Genomic DNA, 21,079 nt, shown 5'->3' with positions numbered 1-21,079 from the left:
TGAAACGCAGAGTATAACTATGAAAAACAGTAAGTTTCCGCTAAACTCTTGGGTCGCATTAGGGTTGAAGCAATAGCTTTTTCCGCAGTCTCGATAGCTCAGCTGGATAGAGCATCCCCCTCCTAAGGGGAAGGTCGTAGGTTCGAATCCTACTCGGGACGCCATTTGCTTTGTGCTTAGCTATTTTATTGTTCATGTTCTTAGCCCTAATCTTTTCTTTCTTCGCCACGTAAGAAGTAGTTAGATTAAAGAGGGAGATAACCATGAATGTACCCTTTGATGATGATGCCCAATCCTTCTTGGACGCAATGCAAGATGTAAAACCCATTGCAAAAACGGACAAAGCCCAATTACATGACCCTAATAGCTCTCTCGAGGAGAAAAAAAACGCGCGCCGCGCTGAAATTGGCCGAGCAAGAGAAAATTAAAAATCCCCTCAGTATGGAGGGAGTTAAGCCGGTACCAATTCAAGACTTCATTGAATTTCAGCAGCCCGGTATTCAAGATGGAGTTTTCAAGAAACTGAGACTGGGTAAATATCCATTAGAATTTACCTTAAATCTGAAAGGAAAAACCATAGCTGAAAGCAGAGAGGCAGTTTACAACACGCTTCTACAGTGTCACGAAAAAGGTATTAGGGCGTTAATTATTCAACATGGAACCGGAGAGAAATCAAAGCCTTTTCCGGGCGCAAAGCGCAGCTATGTCAACCTTTGGCTAAGAGAGATGAGCATGGTGATTGCATTTCATACTGCACAACCTATGCACGGAGGCTTTGGTGCTACCTATGTACTTCTCAAAAAACACCCACAGCAGAAGCTGATCAATCGAGAAAAGAACAGAAAGCGATAAAACAGGGGAGTGTTGCTCTCCCCCCTAACACTATTCATAATCAGAAGCATAAGTATCTTCATATGAATGTGAATAGAACTCAAAGAGGTTGCCAAATGGGTCCTCTAAATACACCATTTGGGCTTGTCTAAGCTCATCTTCTGGATGGTAACGCATGATGTCCATTCTGACTTTTCCGCCATAAGCTTCGACTCTCTTAATAGCGGTGTCGAATTGCTCTTTAGGCAACTGCAGACAGAAGTGGAATATACCAAGGCGAGAGAAATCAACCTTGTGGCGTTCCTCTCGGTCGACCATTTCAAACAACTCCACACCGATCCCATCTGTCGTCACGAGATGTGCGATATTAAAACCTTTAAAACCTTCACCAAACACGGCAATACACATGCGACCAATAGCAGATTCTCGCTCTTCGATGACTTTAGTGTTGTTCATTACGACTCTGAGGCCGAGAGCCTGAGTATAAAACTCAACGGCTCTATCCATATCACCGACCATAATACCTACGTGATTCATCTTCATTAGATAACCCTTATTTGATGTGTTTCATAAAATCAGTGATGAAAGTATAGATGAGCATTATCATTAATTTAAATTATCAAATATAATCAAAACAATAATATTTTTTTATCCAAAATCATCATGCTAAATCCACTATGGTTAAAAACTTTTATTGTTCTTGTTGATACGGGGCACTTTACGAAAACGGCTGAAAAACTCTACATGACTCAACCTGGTGTAAGTCAGCACATCAATAAGCTTGAAGGAGTTTGCGGACACTCACTAATAAAGCGAAACAAGAAATCATTCACGGTTACCGAACAAGGCAAATTGGTTTATAACTACACAAAAGCACTGTTTAAGAGTGAAAGTCGCTTGATTGAGCAACTGAATTTTGACGACCCATATACAGGGGAATGTTCATTGGCATGTTCTGGATCAGTAGCATTATTACTTTACCCGAGACTCTTAACGCTTCAAAAGCAACACCCCAATCTTCACATCAACATAAAAGCCGCACCTAATCACCAAATCATACGAGACATTAAAAATGAAGTGATTGATCAAGGGATCGTGACAGATGTCCCTAACGAAATATTTTTTGATTTTAAAAAGATCGGACAAGAAGAACTCTGTTTAGTTGTGCCAAGCACAACAGTCCCTCGATCAAACTTGACTGACTTACTCACAGACACAGGGATAATTTCTCATCCAGATGCTGAACACTATTTATCTTTGTATTTTAAGCAATCTGACAACCAAAACCTAAAGCGACTCGATATTGATAGTGTCCCAGTCGTAGGGTCAATAAATCAAATTAGCCAAATATTAGAGCCGGTCGCTCAAGGTATAGGATTTACCGTGTTACCGAGGAGCACCATTGACAACTTTCACAGTCCAGGACTTTTGAATGTAATCCCATCCCGACAGCCCGTGGTTGAAAATCTGTACTTGGTTAGCAAGAAAAATAGAGACTTACCCGCGCGTTATGAGGCACTTACTGCAATCATAATGAACGCTTGGATTTAATTTAATGATGGTGATGAGAGTGTTACCTAAGTAAAGAGCAGTGAACACGCGTACACTGCTCTTTTTAATTTCACTACTTAGATATACAACTGCGGCAAATTACTACAATGATTGCGCAATATGAACTGATGGCAATTCGGTCGATTTTGCTGAGGTACTAAATACTGCTGTGATAAACATCAACACGACCGCGACAGCTACGCCTGTCAAGCCAAACCCCTTTGAGGAACGATTCATCTTTCGTCTCTTATTATCAAATCCGACAATTTGTTTTATTTGTTTGTCGGTACACCCAATTACCTAACTCCTGTTACCGAGTTGCATTCCTTGCAATTGCTAAGATAGATCAGTGACATATCGATGACAAGTGTTCTTGTACATTTTTTTGACACTAAGCCAATCTATTGACACATTAATCGATAAAAAAGGCTTTTACAGCGCGCTATAAAAGCCTTCAATCTTTTTATGTGACCTTTAAAAAGTTCAGCAAAATCAATGCCGAAAATAACTAAAATGATTATTTTCGGCAACTCGACATGATTTAGCCGACAAATTTGCGCGCGTTGCGGAAAATTCGCGTCCACGCACCATCTTCTTGCCACTCGTCTGGGTACCAAGAGTTTGCCACGGCTCTGAACACACGCTCTGGGTGAGGCATCATAATAGTACAGCGACCATCCTCTGATGTAAGGCCTGTGATACCTTGTGGTGAACCATTCGGGTTTGCCGGATAGCGCATCGTAGGTTGACCGTAGTTATCTACATAGCGCAGTGCAACTTGAGAAGACACTGCATCAATGGCTCCAGCATTAGTGAACTCTGCACGCCCTTCGCCATGAGAAACAGCAATAGGCATACGCGAACCCGCCATACCTTGAAGTAGTACTGACCTTGACTCCATGACTTCGACCATCGCCACACGCGCTTCAAATCGAGCTGATTGGTTTGTTACGAAATGAGGCCAGTGGTCAGTGCCCGGAATTAACGCTTTTAAGTTGGATAGCATCTGACAACCATTACACACGCCAAGGCTAAAGGTAGATTCACGAGCAAAGAACGCGCTGAATTGATCACGCGCTAGTGGATTAAACAAGATAGACTTAGCCCATCCCTCACCTGCACCAAGCACGTCACCGTATGAGAATCCGCCGCAGGCAGCTAAACCGGTGAAGTCGTCGAGTGATACTACACCGCTTAATACATCACTCATGTGAACGTCAATGGCATTGAAGCCAGCGCGAGTAAATGCCGCCGCCATCTCAAGGTGCGAGTTTACACCTTGCTCTCTAAGAATGGCGACTTTCGGCTGAACACCCTTAGCTATAAAGGGCGCAGCAATATCTTCATTAATATCGTAAGTGAGTGAAGCGTGTAGACCAGGGTCGGCAACATCTTGCTTTGCTTCGTGCTCCTGGTCGGCACATTGAGGGTTGTCACGTAGCGCCTGCATCTTATGAGTAGTCTCTGCCCACACGGTGCGAAGCTCTACACGACTTGCGCGGTATATGCTTTCACCACCTAGGCTGATTTCCAACGTATCATCCGCATTAGTCGTACCCACGTCGAAGCAGTAGTCACCAAGACCGGCCTCGGCGAAGATTGCGCTTACTGCATCGACATCGGTATCTTTTACCTGAATTACGCCACCCAATTCTTCGTTGAACAATAGGCTAATAGCGTCACCACTTAATGCATCAAGTGAAAGGCTAACACCAGTTTTACCCGCAAATGCCATTTCTGCTACTGTGGTAAACAAGCCACCATCAGAGCGGTCGTGATAAGCAACAACCAGCTGTTTTTCAACAAGTTGTTGCATGGCGTTGAAGAAACCTTTCAAGCGTTCACTCGACACTACATCAGCACACGCATCACCGAGTTGCTCGTAAACTTGCGCCAAGCAGCTTGCGCCAAGGCGGTTATTCCCTTCACCCAAATCAATTAATAGTAGACGTGTGTCGCCTTTATCAGTACGCAGTTGCGGCGTTACCGTTTTACGAATATCGCGTACGGCACCAAAGGCAGAGATAACCAAAGATAGTGGTGAGGTTACCGACTTATCTTCACCGTTCTCTTGCCATGCCGTTTTCATCGACATTGAGTCTTTACCTACAGGAATGGTCAATCCAAGCTCTGGGCACAACTCTTCACCAACGGCTTTAACCGCTTCGTAAAGGCCAGCATCTTCACCTGGGTGGCCCGCAGCCGACATCCAGTTAGCAGACAATTTAATGCGCTTAAGGTCGCCAATATTTGCAGCGGCAATGTTAGTTAAGGCTTCACCCACGGCTAAACGAGCAGACGCACCATGTGAGAGTAAAGCCACTGGTGTACGCTCACCCATCGCCATCGCTTCACCGTGATAGGTATCGAACGCACTTGCAGTTACTGCAACATCGGCAACAGGTACCTGCCAAGGACCAACCATTTGGTCACGACTTACCAAACCGGTAACCGAGCGATCGCCGATAGTGATAAGGAAGGTTTTCTCTGCCACTGTCGGTAAACGCAAAATACGTTTTACCGCATCAGCAATGTCAATAGTCGAAGTATCAAAGGCTTGAGTTTCAACCTTGGTTGAAGTTACGTCTCTGTGCATTTTAGGCGGTTTGCCTAGCAGCACATCAAGCGGCATATCAATCGGCTGATTATCAAATTGGCTATCGTTCAGCGTCAGGTGTTGCTCTTCTGTCGCTTCACCTACCACTGCGAATGGTGCGCGTTCACGACGACAAATAGCTTCAAATACCGGAAGATTGTCTTCTGATACTGAAAGTACGTAACGTTCTTGAGATTCGTTACACCATAACTCCAGTGGCGTCATGCCAGCTTCGTCAGACAACACGTCACGCAGTTCAAACTTACCGCCACGCTCTCCGTCATTAACCAGCTCAGGCAGTGCATTTGATAAACCACCCGCACCTACGTCGTGAATAAACTGAATAGGGTTGTTGTCGCCTAGTTGCCAACACGCATCGATAACTTCCTGACAGCGGCGCTCCATTTCTGGGTTGTCGCGCTGCACTGACGCAAAGTCTAAATCTTCATTTGATTGACCAGACGCCATAGATGATGCAGCACCACCACCTAAGCCAATGTTCATTGCTGGACCACCAAGCACAATAAGCTTGGCGCCTACTGTGATTTCACCTTTTTCAATATGGTCACGACGAATGTTACCCAAACCACCGGCAAGCATAATTGGCTTGTGATATCCACGAACCTCAACGCCATTGAAGCTATTAACTTCTTGTTCGTAGGTACGGAAATAACCCAATAGATTTGGACGACCGAATTCATTGTTGAAGGCAGCGCCACCCAATGGGCCATCAATCATGATATCTAATGCACTGACAATTCGCTCTGGCTTACCATAGGCTTTTTCCCAAGGTTGCTCTGCACCAGGGATACGAAGGTTTGATACAGAGAATCCAACCAAACCTGCTTTTGGCTTAGAGCCTCGGCCTGTTGCACCTTCATCACGAATTTCACCACCCGAGCCAGTCGCTGCACCAGGAAACGGTGAAATAGCCGTGGGGTGGTTATGGGTTTCGACCTTCATCAGAATATCGATATTTTCTTGATGATACTCGTAGGCGTGAGTTTGCGGATTTGGGAAGAAACGCCCCGCATCCCAACCTTCCATAACTGCCGCATTGTCTTTGTATGCAGAGAATACGTGGTCTGGCATTGTCTCGAAGGTATTTTTTATCATCTTGAACAAAGACTTTTCTTGGTCTTGTCCATCAATGGTCCAGCTGGCGTTAAAGATCTTGTGGCGACAGTGTTCTGAGTTTGCCTGCGCAAACATGTAGAGTTCTACATCAGTTGGATTTCGCTGTAGGCGGGTAAAGCTATCAAATAAGTAATCCACCTCGTCGTCAGCTAACGCTAGCCCTAACGAAATATTTGCATCAACTAACGCTTGTTTGCCATCTTTTAGCACGTCAACCGTGCTAAACGTGCTTGCGGTTGATTGTGCAAACAGTACTGTCGCATCGTTTAAATCGGTAAAAACAAACTCAGTCATTCTGTCGTGAAGTAAAGCCGCTACTTTCTTGTAGTCTTCACTAGACAGTGGTTGTGCGGTCTCTACATAGTATGCACATCCCCTTTCGATACGCTGGATGGTGTCTAAGCCACAGTTAAGCGCAATATCCGTTGCCTTTGAAGACCAAGGAGATAGAGTACCTGGACGAGGGGTTACAAAAAATAAGGTACCTTGAGGGCTCTGATTTTTCGCTGATGGCCCGTAGGTTAAAAGCTTGTTTAGGGTGTCTTTTTGCTCTGCAGTTAAATCACCCGTAGAATCTACAAGATGAATAAACTCGCTGTAAAGTGCTTTAACTTCAATGCCGGATTGACCCAGCTTTGCAATCAGTTTAGTTTGGTTAAACTCGGATAGTGCGGGAGCGCCTCGAAGGACCAACATATAGCTTTACCTGGTTTGTTTGGAAACAACGTTCACCAATGGACTCGTTGCCTCTTGAATTGATGAGTATTTCGGCGCGGATTATAGAGGAATTCTGGCGAGTTGATAAGCAACAAGCTTCCTTATGTTGCAGGTTTTTTTATAGGGATATGTGAATTAACAATGACAAGAACATTACTATGCAGCTAAATAATTACAAAAAACGAATAAAAGCATTCGTCATAATCGTTTTTTGCTTTGTTGCAACCAGCTGTGGCCTCCCCCCTGTATCCAATGCTTTAGCAAAACTGCTTGAACGAGAAACTATAAAAGTCGGTACACTGTACGGTGCAGCAACATATTATAATGGCACAAATGGCCCGCAAGGTTTTGAGTACGAGCTCCTTGCCGGTTTTGCTGACTATCTTGGTGTAACATTAGATTTATATCCATTTTACAGCTACGACGCTATGCTAGACCAACTAGAAAAGGGTCATTTAGATATTGTTGCCACGGGAGATGCTGTAACACCGTCGTTGCAAAACCGATTTAATTACGGGCCCGCCTATCAAACCGTGTCACAACAATTAGTGTTTCAAGCTGGCTCGCCCCGCCCCAGAGATACATCGTTAATTAAGCAACCTGTTTATGCCGTAAAAGGGAGCAGTCAAGATCACTTACTTAACACGATAAGTAACCTCTCAGGTGACTATATCATCTCTACAGACGACTCAGATTCAGAGGAACTTTTGGCTCAAGTGGCTGCGGGTGAAATACTTTACACCTTGGCCGACAGTAATCGTCTGGCACTTCAGCGTAGACGCTACCCTAACCTTGCCGTAGGTTTTACGTTAGAAGAAAAAATGCCTATTGCATGGGCGCTACCTCCGCACCAAGACGGCTCGGTGAGATCTGCGTTGGTTGAGTATTTCGGCACTGTGCATCAATCGGGTTGGTTTACCGTATTAGAAGATAAATACTTTGGTCATGTACGCCAGTTCGATTACGTCGACACGCGTGCTTTTATCGCATCAACCAACGACGACTTACCCAGGTTCAAATCTCTGTTTCAACAGTATGCTGGTGATATTGATTGGCGTTTACTGGCAGCAATGAGTTACCAAGAAAGCCACTGGGATCCAGAAGCCATCTCTAAGACTGGGGTAAAAGGGCTAATGATGCTTACACTAGACACGGCAAATGACTGGAACGTATCTATGCGAACCGACCCTGAACAAAGTATTCGTGGAGGCTCCGCTTACTTTGCAAGTCTAGTGAGACGAATTCCAGCTCGAATCACTAACCCAGATAGAACGTGGATGGCGATGGCTGCGTACAACATAGGAATGGGACATTTAGAGGACGCGAGAATATTAACCCAACGTCAAGGCGGTAACCCCGACCTTTGGGTTGAAGTGAAACAAAGGCTTCCCCAGTTAGAGCAAAAGAAATACTACCGCACTACGCGCTATGGGTATGCAAGAGGAAACGAGGCGTTAAAGTATGTTGAGAACATTCGACGCTACTACGACACCCTACTTTGGCTAGATGCCCAAGGACAAATATAACTTCTTGCTCTTGAAATTTGTCATTTGGATGTCATGTTACCTGAGTAAAGTGAAATGGAGTGATACAAACACGCCTGTGAGTCGTTCTACACAGACGCATATACTTTCACGTATTGAGGTGTGTTTATGAAGAGAAACAAACTAATGAAAAAAGGTGTCAAACTGAAAAATAATAACCGTCGTAGACTCATGTTAAAGCGAGTACATCAAAAGGTGCTTCAGCGCCGTAAATTATATGTCACGAGCGATATGTTCACTCAGTTGGTTCGCCCCCCTGAAGAGACTCGCGCCTAGCTTTTTTCGCCGCTTTAATTTCCTTTCGGCGGCGGCGAAAAAAGGCTGATAACTTCTCTCCGCATTCTACAGCAAGTATTCCTGAGGTAATCTCCACATTGTGATTGAGGTGTTCGTGCTGAAGTAGATTCATCACCGAACCCGCAGCACCGGTTTTTTCGTCCCACGCACCAAACACAACTCTTTTGATTCTGCCGTGAACTATCGCACCAGCACACATGGGGCAAGGTTCAAGGGTGACATACAAAGTCGCGTCAATGGCGCGATAATTCTCGATCGTTTTAGTAGCCGCTCTCAATGCCGCCATTTCTGCGTGGGCAGAGGGATCATGGTCAGTAATAGGTGTATTCCATCCCTCTCCTATCACCTTTCCATCGGAGACGATGACAGCGCCTACAGGTACCTCCCCCATAGCCTCAGCTTTATCGGCCAGCGTTAACGCATACCTAATCCAATATTCGTCATCTTTTAGATGACTAAATTCTTCACTCATTAGTCAAAATCACTATTTGCAGTGGTCAATATTATTATCATGCTACAAATAATCTTTGCCACAAAATATAAGTAATTGATTATTAATAACTTTCTCAAATTGGCAACATGTTTGCAATTGTTAAACAAAACAAACCTTGTTACTGATAATATGAAGTCTTTCGCTCAAAACGCGTTATGATGTATTGATAAAGTAACCTAGTCTACTAAAAAGGAAGACTCTATGGATATTACAGCGATTGCTATTGTTGGGATTATTGCCTGGACTATTGTGTCTATTACGGGTGCCACTAAAGACAAACGGGCGGCCAAAAAGAACAGCTATCAGAGCGACGAGCTTACCAAAGAAGTCGCTGCGCTCAAAGAGCGAGTATCCGTACTGGAAAAAATCGTTACCGATGAAAAGTACGACCTAAAAAAGCAGTTTGAAGCGCTCGAAAAAGATCGCGTAGCGTAAAAGGTGATAGTGAGGGAAGTTAACTTCCCTCCAAAAGCTTACGTTCTGCCCGCTCCACTCGTCTCGGTTTACCGGCGATAACGAGTACATCGTTAGGCAGTAACAACTCCTCTTTGTCGGGCTCAGATATTTCTTTACCGTTACGTCGTAATCCTTTTACTGACACTCTCATTCGCTGAAAATCTATTTCCCCCAAACGTTTTTGAATACAATCAGCACGTTCAGAGAGCACTACCGCGTGTATAAACTCTAACTTGTCCTCAGTACCATAGGTAATTTCGGTAGTTTCTCCGGGGTAAAATCCGTGGAGATGATCATATCGTCCTTTCCTCTCTGCTCGCACGCGCTTAAGGATCCTCGACATAGGAACACCCGCATAATGAAGCACCTGGGAAATAAGCATCAAGCTCCCTTCCTGCAGTTCAGGGACAACCTGATTGGCACCTGCACTGTACAAACTTTCTAACTGATAATCCCGCTTTGTGCGCACCATTACATCGATGTCGGATGATATTTGATGAGAGGAACTGATCACTTGCTTGGCTTTTTCTGGCTCATCAAACGTCACAAGGACCAAGTTAGCTTGCGACGCATGTGCATTGTTTAAAATATCTTTTTGGCTAGCATCACCAAATAATACGGGCTCCCCAGCATTACGACTTTCTTGCACACGCACAGGGTCCATATCAATAGCGATAAAGGGAATACCCTCCATTTTTAGCAACCGAGCAACAGATTGCCCCACTCGTCCAAAGCCACAAATGACCACATGTTTACTAAACTCACCTGCCGATAACGAATAACCTTCGTCTTCAGTGTATGGCTTATTAACGATTCGTTTAGCAATTCCCAAACTGTTATCCATCAACCATGGGGTTAATGCCATGCTGATTATCCCCATACTTACAATAAGCGAGGACTGAGTCGTAGTAAGCACTTGATGTTGTGTGGCGAGAGCTGCAATAACAAAGCTAAACTCACCCACCTGACAGAGTTTAATACCCGCAGACCACGCATCGACAGGATCGGTTTTCACCGCACTGGCCGCTATACGTACCAACACCACTTTGACAATGATGAGTGCGATGACGCCAACAATAATTTCAGCGAGATGCTCTACCAACACAAACAAGTCGAGTTGCATACCCACAGTAATGAAAAATAGCCCCATGAGAATGTCACGGAAGGGCCGGATATCAGCTTCTAGTTGATATTTATATTGGCTTTCTCCAAGCATCATGCCCGCAAGAAAAGCCCCAAGCGCCATGGACAAACCAAAGTAGTATGTTAATCCACCAGCCAATAGGGCAATGAGAATTGTGGTGAGTACAAATAATTCATCTGTCCTAGTCTTAGCAACTTCTCGGAATACCCAAGGAAGTAACCACTTTCCCACAGAGAGTAGAAACGCGATGACTACAACACCTTTTAACAGTGCGATACCCAAAGCGACAGAAATACTCACGTCGCCATTTCCTGAGAGTAAAGGAATAGCAATCAGAAAAGGGACTACAGCAAGGTCTTGAAACAACAACACACTGATAGAAAGTTGCGTGCGACGATTATTCAAGATCCCCATCTCTGCCGCCTGCTTAATAACAATGGCAGTAGAACTTAACGCTAATGCCCCCCCGATAATGATGGCGGTGGAAAACGGAATACCAAAAACGTAGGGGATGATGGTGAAAAACGCAGTGGTTAAAAGCATTTGTCCAAACCCCACACCAAACACCATGGAGCGCATAGCGATAAGCTTGGGCAGTGAAAACTCGAGGCCGAGGGAAAACAGCAGAAAAACAATGCCTACTTCTGCTAACAAATGCATATCCTCGGGATGAGCAAAGATACTTAGAATTTGCGGTCCTACAAGAATGCCGGAAAACAAATAGGCCAATATTGGCGGTAGGTGCATGCGCTTGAACACCGCTACACAAAATACGGCGACAACCATCAGAAGAATAATATTTAGAAAACCACTATCTAACACCCACTACTCCTAAACAACGCCATTGCGATAGAAAAACCTAGCTTTTCCCAGAGGTTATCACTAAACCTCACCATATATTTAGAGTTTGGCACCACCTTTGCAAATATCCACATAACGACGCAAAAACGGCAAATTTTGCCTGTTTATTGATTAAAAGCGTCAACGCTTTGGCATTTTAAAAGCGAGAGCAAGTTAACGCGTTTTTTAAGGGGTATGTCCGTGGACTTTTCAACTACTATCTACGATAGCACAGAAGATAACAACTATTATCCGTCAACAAAGGCTGCGCCTACCCTGTCAGCCAATGCGTTTAATAACTTCGTTTTGGAACTGCTATCGACAATCGAGCTTGAAACGCTTGGCGCGGTCTACCACAAACAACTTGCCAATTTTTTGCCACTAGAAGGCTTAAGTTTGACTGATTTGGACTCTAGGTGGGTCTATGGTCGAGCTTCCAACCCTCGCCAGCCAATTACATTGCACGTATCTTATAATTCACTCCAAGGCACTGAACGCAGTAACGTGTACTACTACTTCACTCGACCTTTGACCATTGATCAGCGTCAGATTTTAGACCAATGCCACGGCATTTTTGCTCGGCAAGTGGCGCATGCATTGGAGTTAATGCGCATGCGTCAAATGGCGACCAAGGATGTGTTAACCGGGCTAGGTAATAGGTCGGGCTATGATCAAGCTGTTGATCGCGTCATTAGCCAATCATCTCGTAGTCATAAACCGTTTGCTTTGCTGATGATTGATTTAGACAACTTTAAATCAGTGAATGATACCCATGGACATAGAGAGGGCGACAAAGTTCTGGTTACCGTTGCATCTCTATTATCTCAATCCCTTCGCAACGGTGATGAAGCCTTCCGATTTGGCGGTGACGAATTTTGTTGCATCTTAGATTGTAGTCAGCAACAGCAGTTAGCGAGCGCTGCGGCTCGCATACAAAAGAAAATAAATAGTTCTAAATATCTGACAAAACTCAATGTGTCATGCAGTATTGGTGGCGCTATTTCGAGAGACAATGACGACGCTCATACTATTTTCGACAGAGCCGACACTGCATTGTATAAGGTCAAAGAGTCCGGCAAAAACAGCTATCGCGCCGCATAGAAGTGTTTTGGGAGGGGCAAACTATTGCCCCTTTTCATGCGGTTGCGCCTCGACAAGCAACTCAATCCCCTCAGGACAATCAGAAAACATAATCGGTTTGTTGTCCACTAGGGTGCCAATTGCCTGTTCCCCACAATAGAACACAGGTGTGGTACGTCTTAACCACACGGGTACCTTCCACGCCTTAAACCATCGATTGATTGGTTTACTCACTGACGCATTCATCGGTTTCACAACCAAACCATGGACATTGGTTACAAGTTTAAAATCTTCACTGAGCGAAGTCGTTTTAATTACGACAGACAGGTTGAACCATGCGAGATGCTCAGGTTTATTCGGAGAAATAGACAGCTTCTCTGGCGCTTTGAGACTATCTTTTACCACCCAATAAAGATCGCCATCATGTCGACGAATACTCCCCCATGTAAAATCGATATGAGGTGTGGCGTCGTCACGTAGCACTAAAAATCCCATTATCTCTTCGAGTTGCTTTGAAGACGGAGGTTGCTGTTTATGTACCTCAAACCACACACGAATGACTTCCGCTTGCCACGCCGAAGAATAAGCGCGTAAGGCCTCGCCACTCAGCACGTAGTTGCCGTTACTCACATGAGCTAACTTGTTCAAGGCCTCTTCAACAATGAGTGTATTTTGCTGTGCGCACAAAGCAGCGCTGCGTCCTACAGTTTTGGACAATTGAGGCCAGCGTTGAGTCAGTAGCGGCAGTATGCGATTTCGAAGAAAGTTTCTATCGAAGTCATCATTCTGGTTAGATTCATCCTCTACCCAAAATAGTTTGGCATAACGAGCACCTTCGAGAATATCCGCCTTGGCAATATTGAGCATTGGACGAAGAGTAAAAACACCTTCTTTACATTGTAATGGCGCCATACTGGATAGACCTTTGGGGCCAGCGCCTCTTTTGAGCTGTAGCAAAAAAGTTTCGAGTTGGTCTTCGCCATGCTGTCCGAGTACAAGCACACCGTGGTTCGCTTTACAGTACGTAAGTAAGGCTTTGTAACGGGCATCTCTCGCTTCACTTTCTAAGCTTTTGCGGTTACCCGTATCGACAGTGACAGGAATAGCGGTAAACAAAATACCATACTGCCGGCATACTCGTTCACAATGGGCTTGCCATTCATCGGCATTGCTACTCAAGCCGTGATTTACATACACAGCATGAATTTCTATATCGTTATTTGAAGGAATTTTTTGATAACGACAGAGCGCATCAAGTAGGACGGAAGAGTCAACCCCTCCACTGTAACCCACTACAAGGGTACGCGGAGTAGTTGACGGCAAATCGGTAAGTACGTTATCAATCGCTTGGTGAATTGATGCAAAAGTCTCGTGCACTTACCGACATTACCTATTTTTCGTGATCAATTGACTAACAGTAACCAAACGACATCAAACGTTGATAGCGCTCTTCCATTAACGTGGATGTGTCTAAAGACTTTAATTGGCTTAGCTGCTGTTTAATAGTCGCCTTCAAATTAGCTGCCATACCATCGTGGTCGCGATGTGCCCCACCCAGTGGCTCGTCAACAATGCTGTTAATAAGACCTAGCTCTTTAATTTGAGGAGCACTTACGCCCATAGCCTCAGCGGCAAGTGGCGCTTTTTCAGCACTCTTCCATAAGATAGATGCACAGCCCTCTGGAGAAATTACCGAGTAAGTAGAGAATTGAAGCATATTAACCCTATCACCGACACCGATAGCGAGCGCACCGCCCGAACCACCTTCACCAATAACGGTACAGATAATTGGTACGTTAAGCTCAGCCATTTCGAACAGGTTTTTCGCAATTGCTTCACTTTGTCCACGCTCTTCAGCACCTACACCTGGGTATGCTCCTGGTGTATCAATGAAGGTAATGATTGGCAATTTAAAGCGCTCAGCCATTTTCATCAAACGCAGGGCTTTTCGGTAACCTTCTGGCTTAGGCATGCCAAAGTTACGCTTAATTTTTTCGTTAGTATCTCGGCCTTTTTGATGACCTATAACCATCACAGGTTGATCATCCAACATGGCCGGGCCACCCACAATAGCTTTGTCATCAGCAAACGCGCGATCACCTGCCAATTCATCAAACTCAGAGAATATCCGTGGGATGTAATCTAGCGTATATGGGCGCATTGGGTGGCGAGCAAGTTGAGAAATCTGCCACGCTCCCAAATCGGAGAATATTTTCTTGGTTAATTCACCGCTCTTGCCGCGAAGCTTGCTGATTTCTTCTTCAATACTAACATCAAACTCACCGCCTTGATTGACCAATCGCAACTCTTCTATTTTTGCTTCTAGTTCGGCGATGGGTTGTTCAAAGTCCAAAAACTGTATGCTCATTCTTTGTCCTATTCGTACTGCGCATGTCAATCCAAATCTGCGTTGCTCAATCTATCGAACTTGGCCGATTAATGATAGAGGATCGACACTGCTTTTTCTCCCAAGCACTGCTTGAGATCGTGTAATAACTGGTCTTCTGGCGTTACGTACCATTGCGCACCACATGCGAGGGTAACTTCTACATCTGGATGGGTTACTCCAATTTGTACGGGACACGTACCATCGTTGAAATTACCGAGTATCGACTGAAGTTGATTTATTTTTGCTGGAACTAACCTTTGGGTATCAACTTGAAGTGCTAAAGCTCGTGCATTTTTTTCACGGGCTTGAACAATATCCATAACATCTCGGGCGGTGATTGTATTGCCCCCAGAGAAATCATCAAAGCTGACCTGTCCTTTTATGAGCAAGATTCGGTCAGATTCTAAAATACTTTCGAATTGTTCGTACATATCAGGGAAAAAGCGCACATCCATTCGGGCACTTTTGTCGTCTAATGTGACAATTGCCCAACGTCTGCCCTTTTTGTTGGTCATTACTCGCACCCCAAGTACTAAACCAACCGCACTCGCCATGGCGTCTTTGCCTGTTGGCTTAAGGTCGACTAATCGTCCGTCGGTATAGTGAGTAATTTCCTTCGCATATTGATTGATAGGGTGGCCCGTTAAATAGAGGCCCAATGTATCTTTTTCGCCCTCTAACCATACTTTCTCTGGCCATTCAGGCACATCGGCAAACGCTTGCTCAACATCCTCAGGCTCGGTAGTTAGCAAGCCAAACATATCCGACTGCCCGAACGATTCAGCTTTAGCGTGTTGGTCAGCCGCAGCAATTGCCTCTGGCAAAGTAGCCATAAGTGCAGCTCTGTGAGGACCAAGATTATCCATGGCACCTGCTAGCACTAACTTTTCCAACACTCGTTTGTTCACCCGCTTAATATCGACTTTAGCGCAAAAATCGAAGAGGTCAGAGAATGTGCCTTGGTTTTCCCGCGCCTCAATAATAGCGTCGATAGGGCCTTCACCTACACCTTTAATCGCGCCGATACCGTACACAATGCGACCTTTGTCATCTACAGTGAATTTGTACTTACCTGCGTTTAAGTCAGGCGGAAGTATTTCTAATCCCATGCGTTCACATTCGTCGACCAAGGTAACAATTTTATCGGTATTGTCCATATCGGCAGACATTACTGCGGCCATAAACTCCGCAGGGTAATGCACCTTTAACCACAAAGTTTGATACGAAACGAGAGCGTAAGCGGCTGAGTGTGACTTGTTAAAACCATAACCTGCGAATTTTTCCACAAGGTCGAAGATTTTCATTGCTAGCTCAGGGTCGATGTTGTTTGACTTGGAACCCTCTTCAAACGTACCCCGTTGCTTTGCCATTTCCTCGGGCTTCTTCTTACCCATAGCACGGCGAAGCAAATCTGCGCCACCAAGAGAGTAACCCGCCATTTCTTGGGCTATCTGCATTACCTGCTCTTGGTAAAGAATAATGCCATAGGTAGGTTCAAGAATTTCTTTCAGACATTCGTGCTGATATTCGGCATCAGGATAAGAAATTTCTTCTCGACCATGCTTACGGTCGATAAAGTTTTCTACCATGCCCGACTGCAAAGGGCCGGGTCTAAATAGGGCCACCAATGCGATAATATCTTCAAAACAGTCCGGTTGAAGGCGTTTAATCAGGTCCTTCATACCGCGAGATTCCAACTGGAATACTGCAGTTGTCTCTGAATTTTGAAGAATACGGAAGCTCTTTTTGTCTTCCAAAGGAATGGCACTGATATCGATATCAATACCCTTACCTTCCTTAATCATATCAATCGCCCACTGAATAATAGTGAGCGTTCGCAAACCTAGAAAGTCAAATTTAACAAGCCCTGCCGTTTCAACGTCATTCTTATCAAACTGTGTAACTGGGTTCTTACCCTCGTCGTCACAGTACAACGGCGAGAAGTCGGTAATGGTTGTAGGTGCAATAACAACACCACCGGCATGCTTGCCGGCATTTCGCGTAACACCTTCGAGAATACGCGCCATATCGATAAGGTCTTTCACTTCCTCATCTTGGTCATAAACTTCGGGTAAGCGAGGCTCTTCTTTAAAAGCCTTATCGAGGGTCATTCCCGGATCAGGAGGAATGAGCTTTGAAATACGGTCAACAAAACCATACGGATGACCCAGTACGCGCCCAACATCACGAATAACCGCTTTTGCTGCCATGGTACCGAAGGTAATGATTTGAGAGACCGCTTGTCGTCCGTACAACTCGGCAACGTGATCGATAACTTCGTCTCGTCTGTCCATGCAAAAGTCGACGTCAAAATCGGGCATGGAAACACGTTCTGGGTTCAAGAACCTTTCGAAAAGCAGATCAAATTCAAGCGGGTCTAAGTCAGTAATTTTTAGCGCATAGGCCACTAAGGAACCTGCACCTGAACCACGCCCAGGGCCAACAGGTATGCCGTTGTCTTTACTCCACTGGATAAATTCCATAACGATCAGGAAGTAGCCGGGGAACCCCATTTGGTTAATAACTTCTAACTCAATACGGAGTCTGTCATCGTACTCTGGCCTTTTTTCAGCCCGCACATTTTCGTCGGGAAAAAGGAACTCTAACCGCTCTTCCAGCCCCTCTTCAGAGACTTTCACTAAGAAGTCTTCAGTGGTCATTCCGCCGGTAGGAAACTGAGGAAGAAAATATTCACCTAGCCGCACGGTGACATTACAGCGTTTGGCAATTTCTACCGTATTTTCAATCGCCTCTGGTATGTCGCTGAATAATTCAATCATTTCATCAGCAGTACGCAAATACTGCTGATCACTGTAACGTTTTGGACGACGAGAATCTTCAAGCGTGTAACCATCGTGGATACAAACACGAATTTCGTGGGCATCAAATCCTGCTTGATCAATAAAACACACTTCGTTAGTGGCAACGACGGGTAGACCCACTTCATCAGCCAGGGCTACAGCGCGATGCAAATAGTCCTCTTCGCCGGCCCGTCCTGTTCGAATTAACTCTAAATAGAAACGGTCTGGAAAGTGGGTGGTATAAAACGCCAGAGCTTCATCTCGTAGCTTTACATTGTTCTTGGCCAGCGCAACACCGATATCACCGTGTTGAGCGCCTGAGAGAACAATAATTCCCTCCGAGTGCTCTGCTAACCAAGCTTGGTCGATAACGGCCTTATACGCCAAGCTACCACGCAAATACGCTTTTGAGATGAGAACGGTAATATTGTTATAACCCTCATTGTTCATCGCCAAAAGGGTTAATCGAAAAGGCTCGTCACCAAAATGTTCGTTGGTTACCCAAAAATCGGTGCCTATAATAGGTTTAACACCCAAGCTATGCGCTTGAGAGTAAAACTTAACCAACCCACACATATTCATTTGGTCGGTAATAGCCACAGCGGGCATGTTGTACTCTGCGACCTTTCCAAGAATCGGCTTAACTTTGTTAAGCCCATCCATCATGGAAAAATCACTGTGTACTCGAAGGTGAATAAAGGGCGAAGACATGTAAAAAATTACTCTAAAAGAAGCGTCTTGACGGGTTTAAAGCTCTTACGATAACAGTTAAGCACGCCATGTGCAGCAAGTGCTTCAAAATGGGCTTTCGTTGGATACCCTTTGTGCTTTGCAAATCCATATTCAGGATGCAGTGCATCAAGCTCAATCATATCCTGATCTCGAGCTACCTTAGCAATAATTGATGCCGCTGAAATCTCCTCGAATAAACTATCACCTTTGACTACTGCCTCTGCGGCATAGTGCCATTGGGGAATTCTGTTACCGTCAACGCGCACCCAATGGGGTTGAATATGAAGCCCCTCAACCGCGCGCTTCATTGCAAGCATAGTGGCGTGAAGTATGTTAAGTGAATCGATTTCTTCTGGTGTAGCTCTGGCTATATGCCAACTCAGTGCGTTTTCTTTTATTTGCTCTGCTAAGGCATTACGCTTTTTTTCGCTAAGCTTTTTGGAATCGGCTAAACCTTCAATGGGTTTATTCGGATCCAATATAACTGCAGCAGTAACAACGTCACCGACAAGTGGACCGCGTCCGACTTCGTCGACTCCGGCAATGAGTTTATCCATTGAGTATTTCCAGTACTGCACGTGCTGAGCTTTTATCAGCATCGCATTTGAGGGTGTGATGAAGCTCTGTGAATCTATTGATCAGTGTAGAGTTGTCTGTATTAAACAGAGTGAGGATGTGGTCACACAGCGTAATAGGATTCACATCGTCTTGCAGCAACTCAGGAACCAAAGCTTCATTTGCTAAAATATTTGGTAGTGCAAAATAGTCAGGTTTGTATAAACGCTGCATTATTTTGTGAGTCAGTGCTGACAGTTTGTAGGCGACAACCATAGGCCGTTTACACAACATTGCTTCTAACGTCGCGGTGCCTGACGCCAATAAAATCGCATCTGACGCAATCATGGCATGCCTGGCTTCAACATCGACAATGTGCACATTGAGCCGAGCTGCATTTTCACCAGCAAGAGACAAAGACTCTTTGATCTGGTCGTGCCTCGCTGCATTAGCTGCGGGGATTACAAAATGAATGTTGGGTCGCTCTTTTGCTACCCTTATCATAGTGTCGATAAATATTGGCATTAATGCTGCCACTTCACCTCTACGAGAGCCAGGAAGCACAGCCAAAACATCTTCATTATTGGGTAATGCTAAAAGCGTCCTCGCTTGATACTTGTCGGGGTCTAGAGGGATTGCGTCTGCCATAGTATGCCCAACAAACGTGTATGGCATATTATATTTTGCGTATACTTGCGCTTCGAAAGGAAACAGCCCCAAGACATGGTGCGCTGCCCTGGCAATCTTGTGAATTCTTCCCTCTCTCCATGCCCAAACCGTGGGACTGACATAATGGACAGTTTTCACACCTCGTTTTTTGAGCTCAGTTTCAATACGCAAATTAAAGTCTGGGGCATCTACACCAACAAAAATATCTGGACGATGTTGCTCAAAATGAGACAACAAGCCTTTTTTGACTTTGAGTATTGATGGAAGACTCGACAGAACCTCGACGAGTCCCATCACAGAAAGAGTTTCCATATCGAAAAGACTGTGAAAACCCTCTGCCCGCATATGTTTTCCGCCAATACCCTCAAAAATTGCGTCAGGGTGTATTCGCTTGAGCTCTCTAAGCATACCTGCTGCGAGCACGTCACCAGATGGCTCACCAGCAACTATTGCAATGCGCAAAGGCTTAGACATATTAGCGGATGATGCCTCTAGTGGCGTTGCTTAGAAAATCTCGCATCATAGCTACGCTACCTTCTTCAGATGCAGGCACCTCAAGACTATCGATAGCTTGAGCTACGGTGTTGCCCTCTCTGTAAATGGTTTTATAGGCGCGCTTGATTGCCAGTATCGAGGACTTTTCGAATCCACGCCTGCGTAGACCTTCAGCATTAATGCCCTGAGGAATGTGTTTGTGACCACTCACCATGACAAATGGCGGTACATCTCGCAAAATAATAGCGCCACCACCGATAAAGGCGTGAGCGCCAATCTTACAAAATTGATGTATAGCTACCGCACCACCTACGATAGCAAAATCGTCAACGTGCACGTGACCTGCGACAGCGACATTGTTCGCCAAAATACAGTCGTTACCGATGATACAATCGTGAGCGACATGAGCATTCACCATAAGCAGGTTTCTAGACCCTATGATAGTGATGCTGTTATCTTGAATAGTGCCACGGTGCACAGTAACACCTTCTCGAAACTCGTTGTCGTCGCCGATAACGAGCTCGGTAGGCTCACCGTCATACTTCTTATCCTGACAGTCTTCTCCAATCGAAGTGAACTGAAAGAACGTATTGTTTTTACCTATGCGGGTTGGACCTCGCACGACAACGTGTGACTTCAACACACATCCGTCACCTATGGTGACATTATCGTCTACTACACAAAAAGGCCCAATTGTTACATCGCTACCTATAGTAGCGCTGTCAGAAATTACCGCTGTTGGATGGATCACG

General features: G+C 45.0%; 16 protein-coding genes and 1 tRNA gene. 7 read left to right on the top strand and 10 right to left on the bottom strand.

Going from position 1 to position 21,079, the window contains the following annotated elements:
• Positions 1-87: 87 nt before the first annotated feature.
• From EYS00_RS09910 to smrA, 3 genes are all read left to right on the top strand, one after another.
• Positions 88-164: transfer RNA gene (locus EYS00_RS09910), tRNA-Arg, on the top strand.
• Between the two features lie 99 nt (positions 165-263).
• A complete protein-coding gene (locus EYS00_RS20925; protein WP_242618746.1) occupies positions 264-428 on the top strand; it encodes a Smr/MutS family endonuclease in 165 nt (54 codons plus the stop codon).
• Complete coding sequence (smrA, locus tag EYS00_RS09905) at positions 355-852, top strand: DNA endonuclease SmrA (RefSeq protein ID WP_242618724.1); 498 nt, start codon at positions 355-357, stop codon at positions 850-852. Before EYS00_RS20925 ends, smrA begins: the two co-directional genes overlap by 74 nt.
• Positions 853-882: 30 nt before the next feature.
• Here smrA and EYS00_RS09900 read toward each other — a convergent pair whose 3' ends face one another.
• Entirely contained in the window at positions 883-1,374 is a 492-nt protein-coding gene (locus EYS00_RS09900; RefSeq protein ID WP_130636399.1) for a VOC family protein, read from the bottom strand.
• Between the two features lie 120 nt (positions 1,375-1,494).
• Between EYS00_RS09900 and EYS00_RS09895 the strand changes: the two genes are divergently transcribed.
• Positions 1,495-2,382, top strand: coding sequence for a LysR family transcriptional regulator (locus EYS00_RS09895; protein WP_130636398.1), 888 nt, complete (start codon positions 1,495-1,497; stop codon positions 2,380-2,382).
• 541 nt (positions 2,383-2,923) lie between these two features.
• Here the strand turns inward: EYS00_RS09895 and purL are convergent.
• Positions 2,924-6,811 carry a phosphoribosylformylglycinamidine synthase gene (gene purL / locus EYS00_RS09890; protein ID WP_130636397.1) on the bottom strand — a complete coding sequence of 1,296 codons (3,888 nt, stop codon included), beginning with the start codon at positions 6,809-6,811 and terminating at the stop codon, positions 2,924-2,926.
• Positions 6,812-6,990: 179 nt separating this feature from the next.
• Between purL and mltF the strand changes: the two genes are divergently transcribed.
• Complete coding sequence (gene mltF / locus EYS00_RS09885; protein WP_130636396.1) at positions 6,991-8,358, top strand: membrane-bound lytic murein transglycosylase MltF; 1,368 nt, start codon at positions 6,991-6,993, stop codon at positions 8,356-8,358.
• Positions 8,359-8,611: 253 nt separating this feature from the next.
• Here the strand turns inward: mltF and tadA are convergent, their stop codons facing one another.
• Positions 8,612-9,145, bottom strand: coding sequence for a tRNA adenosine(34) deaminase TadA (gene tadA / locus EYS00_RS09880; RefSeq protein ID WP_130636395.1), 534 nt, complete (start codon positions 9,143-9,145; stop codon positions 8,612-8,614).
• Positions 9,146-9,367: 222 nt separating this feature from the next.
• Here tadA and EYS00_RS09875 point away from each other — a divergent pair, with 222 nt between their 5' ends.
• Positions 9,368-9,601: a hypothetical protein gene (locus EYS00_RS09875; RefSeq protein WP_130636394.1), complete on the top strand. Its 234-nt coding sequence runs from the start codon at positions 9,368-9,370 to the stop codon at positions 9,599-9,601.
• Positions 9,602-9,620: 19 nt separating this feature from the next.
• On the opposite strand, the gene EYS00_RS09870 is transcribed toward EYS00_RS09875, so the two are convergent.
• Positions 9,621-11,552 (bottom strand): cation:proton antiporter, encoded by a 1,932-nt coding sequence (locus EYS00_RS09870; protein WP_130636666.1) that lies wholly within the window; start codon positions 11,550-11,552, stop codon positions 9,621-9,623.
• A 255-nt stretch (positions 11,553-11,807) separates the two neighbouring features.
• Between EYS00_RS09870 and EYS00_RS09865 the strand changes: the two genes are divergently transcribed.
• A complete protein-coding gene (locus EYS00_RS09865; RefSeq protein ID WP_130636393.1) occupies positions 11,808-12,707 on the top strand; it encodes a GGDEF domain-containing protein in 900 nt (299 codons plus the stop codon).
• A gap of 21 nt (positions 12,708-12,728) precedes the next feature.
• Here EYS00_RS09865 and tilS read toward each other — a convergent pair whose 3' ends face one another.
• The 6 genes from tilS to lpxA form a co-directional block, all read right to left on the bottom strand.
• Positions 12,729-14,063: a tRNA lysidine(34) synthetase TilS gene (gene tilS, locus EYS00_RS09860; RefSeq protein ID WP_130636392.1), complete on the bottom strand. Its 1,335-nt coding sequence runs from the start codon at positions 14,061-14,063 to the stop codon at positions 12,729-12,731.
• A gap of 34 nt (positions 14,064-14,097) precedes the next feature.
• Positions 14,098-15,054, bottom strand: a complete 957-nt coding sequence (accA, locus tag EYS00_RS09855; protein ID WP_130636391.1) for an acetyl-CoA carboxylase carboxyl transferase subunit alpha — start codon at positions 15,052-15,054, stop codon at positions 14,098-14,100.
• 68 nt (positions 15,055-15,122) lie between these two features.
• On the bottom strand, positions 15,123-18,587 hold the full coding sequence (dnaE, locus tag EYS00_RS09850; protein WP_130636390.1) for a DNA polymerase III subunit alpha: 3,465 nt from the start codon (positions 18,585-18,587) through the stop codon (positions 15,123-15,125).
• Positions 18,588-18,595: 8 nt separating this feature from the next.
• The gene (gene rnhB, locus EYS00_RS09845; protein WP_130636389.1) at positions 18,596-19,165 is read right to left on the bottom strand and encodes a ribonuclease HII; all 570 of its coding nucleotides are present in this window, start codon (positions 19,163-19,165) and stop codon (positions 18,596-18,598) included.
• Positions 19,158-20,306, bottom strand: coding sequence for a lipid-A-disaccharide synthase (gene lpxB / locus EYS00_RS09840; RefSeq protein WP_130636388.1), 1,149 nt, complete (start codon positions 20,304-20,306; stop codon positions 19,158-19,160). Before lpxB ends, rnhB begins: the two co-directional genes overlap by 8 nt.
• Position 20,307: 1 nt before the next feature.
• Complete coding sequence (lpxA, locus tag EYS00_RS09835; RefSeq protein ID WP_130636387.1) at positions 20,308-21,078, bottom strand: acyl-ACP--UDP-N-acetylglucosamine O-acyltransferase; 771 nt, start codon at positions 21,076-21,078, stop codon at positions 20,308-20,310.
• Position 21,079: the final 1 nt, after the last annotated feature.

The organism is Alteromonas sp. KUL49, assembly GCF_006538345.1.
In the GTDB taxonomy this organism is placed as follows: Bacteria; Pseudomonadota; Gammaproteobacteria; order Enterobacterales; family Alteromonadaceae; genus Alteromonas.
Note: the sequence above shows the minus strand (reverse complement) of the source record. Positions and strands in the feature narration are given on the sequence as shown.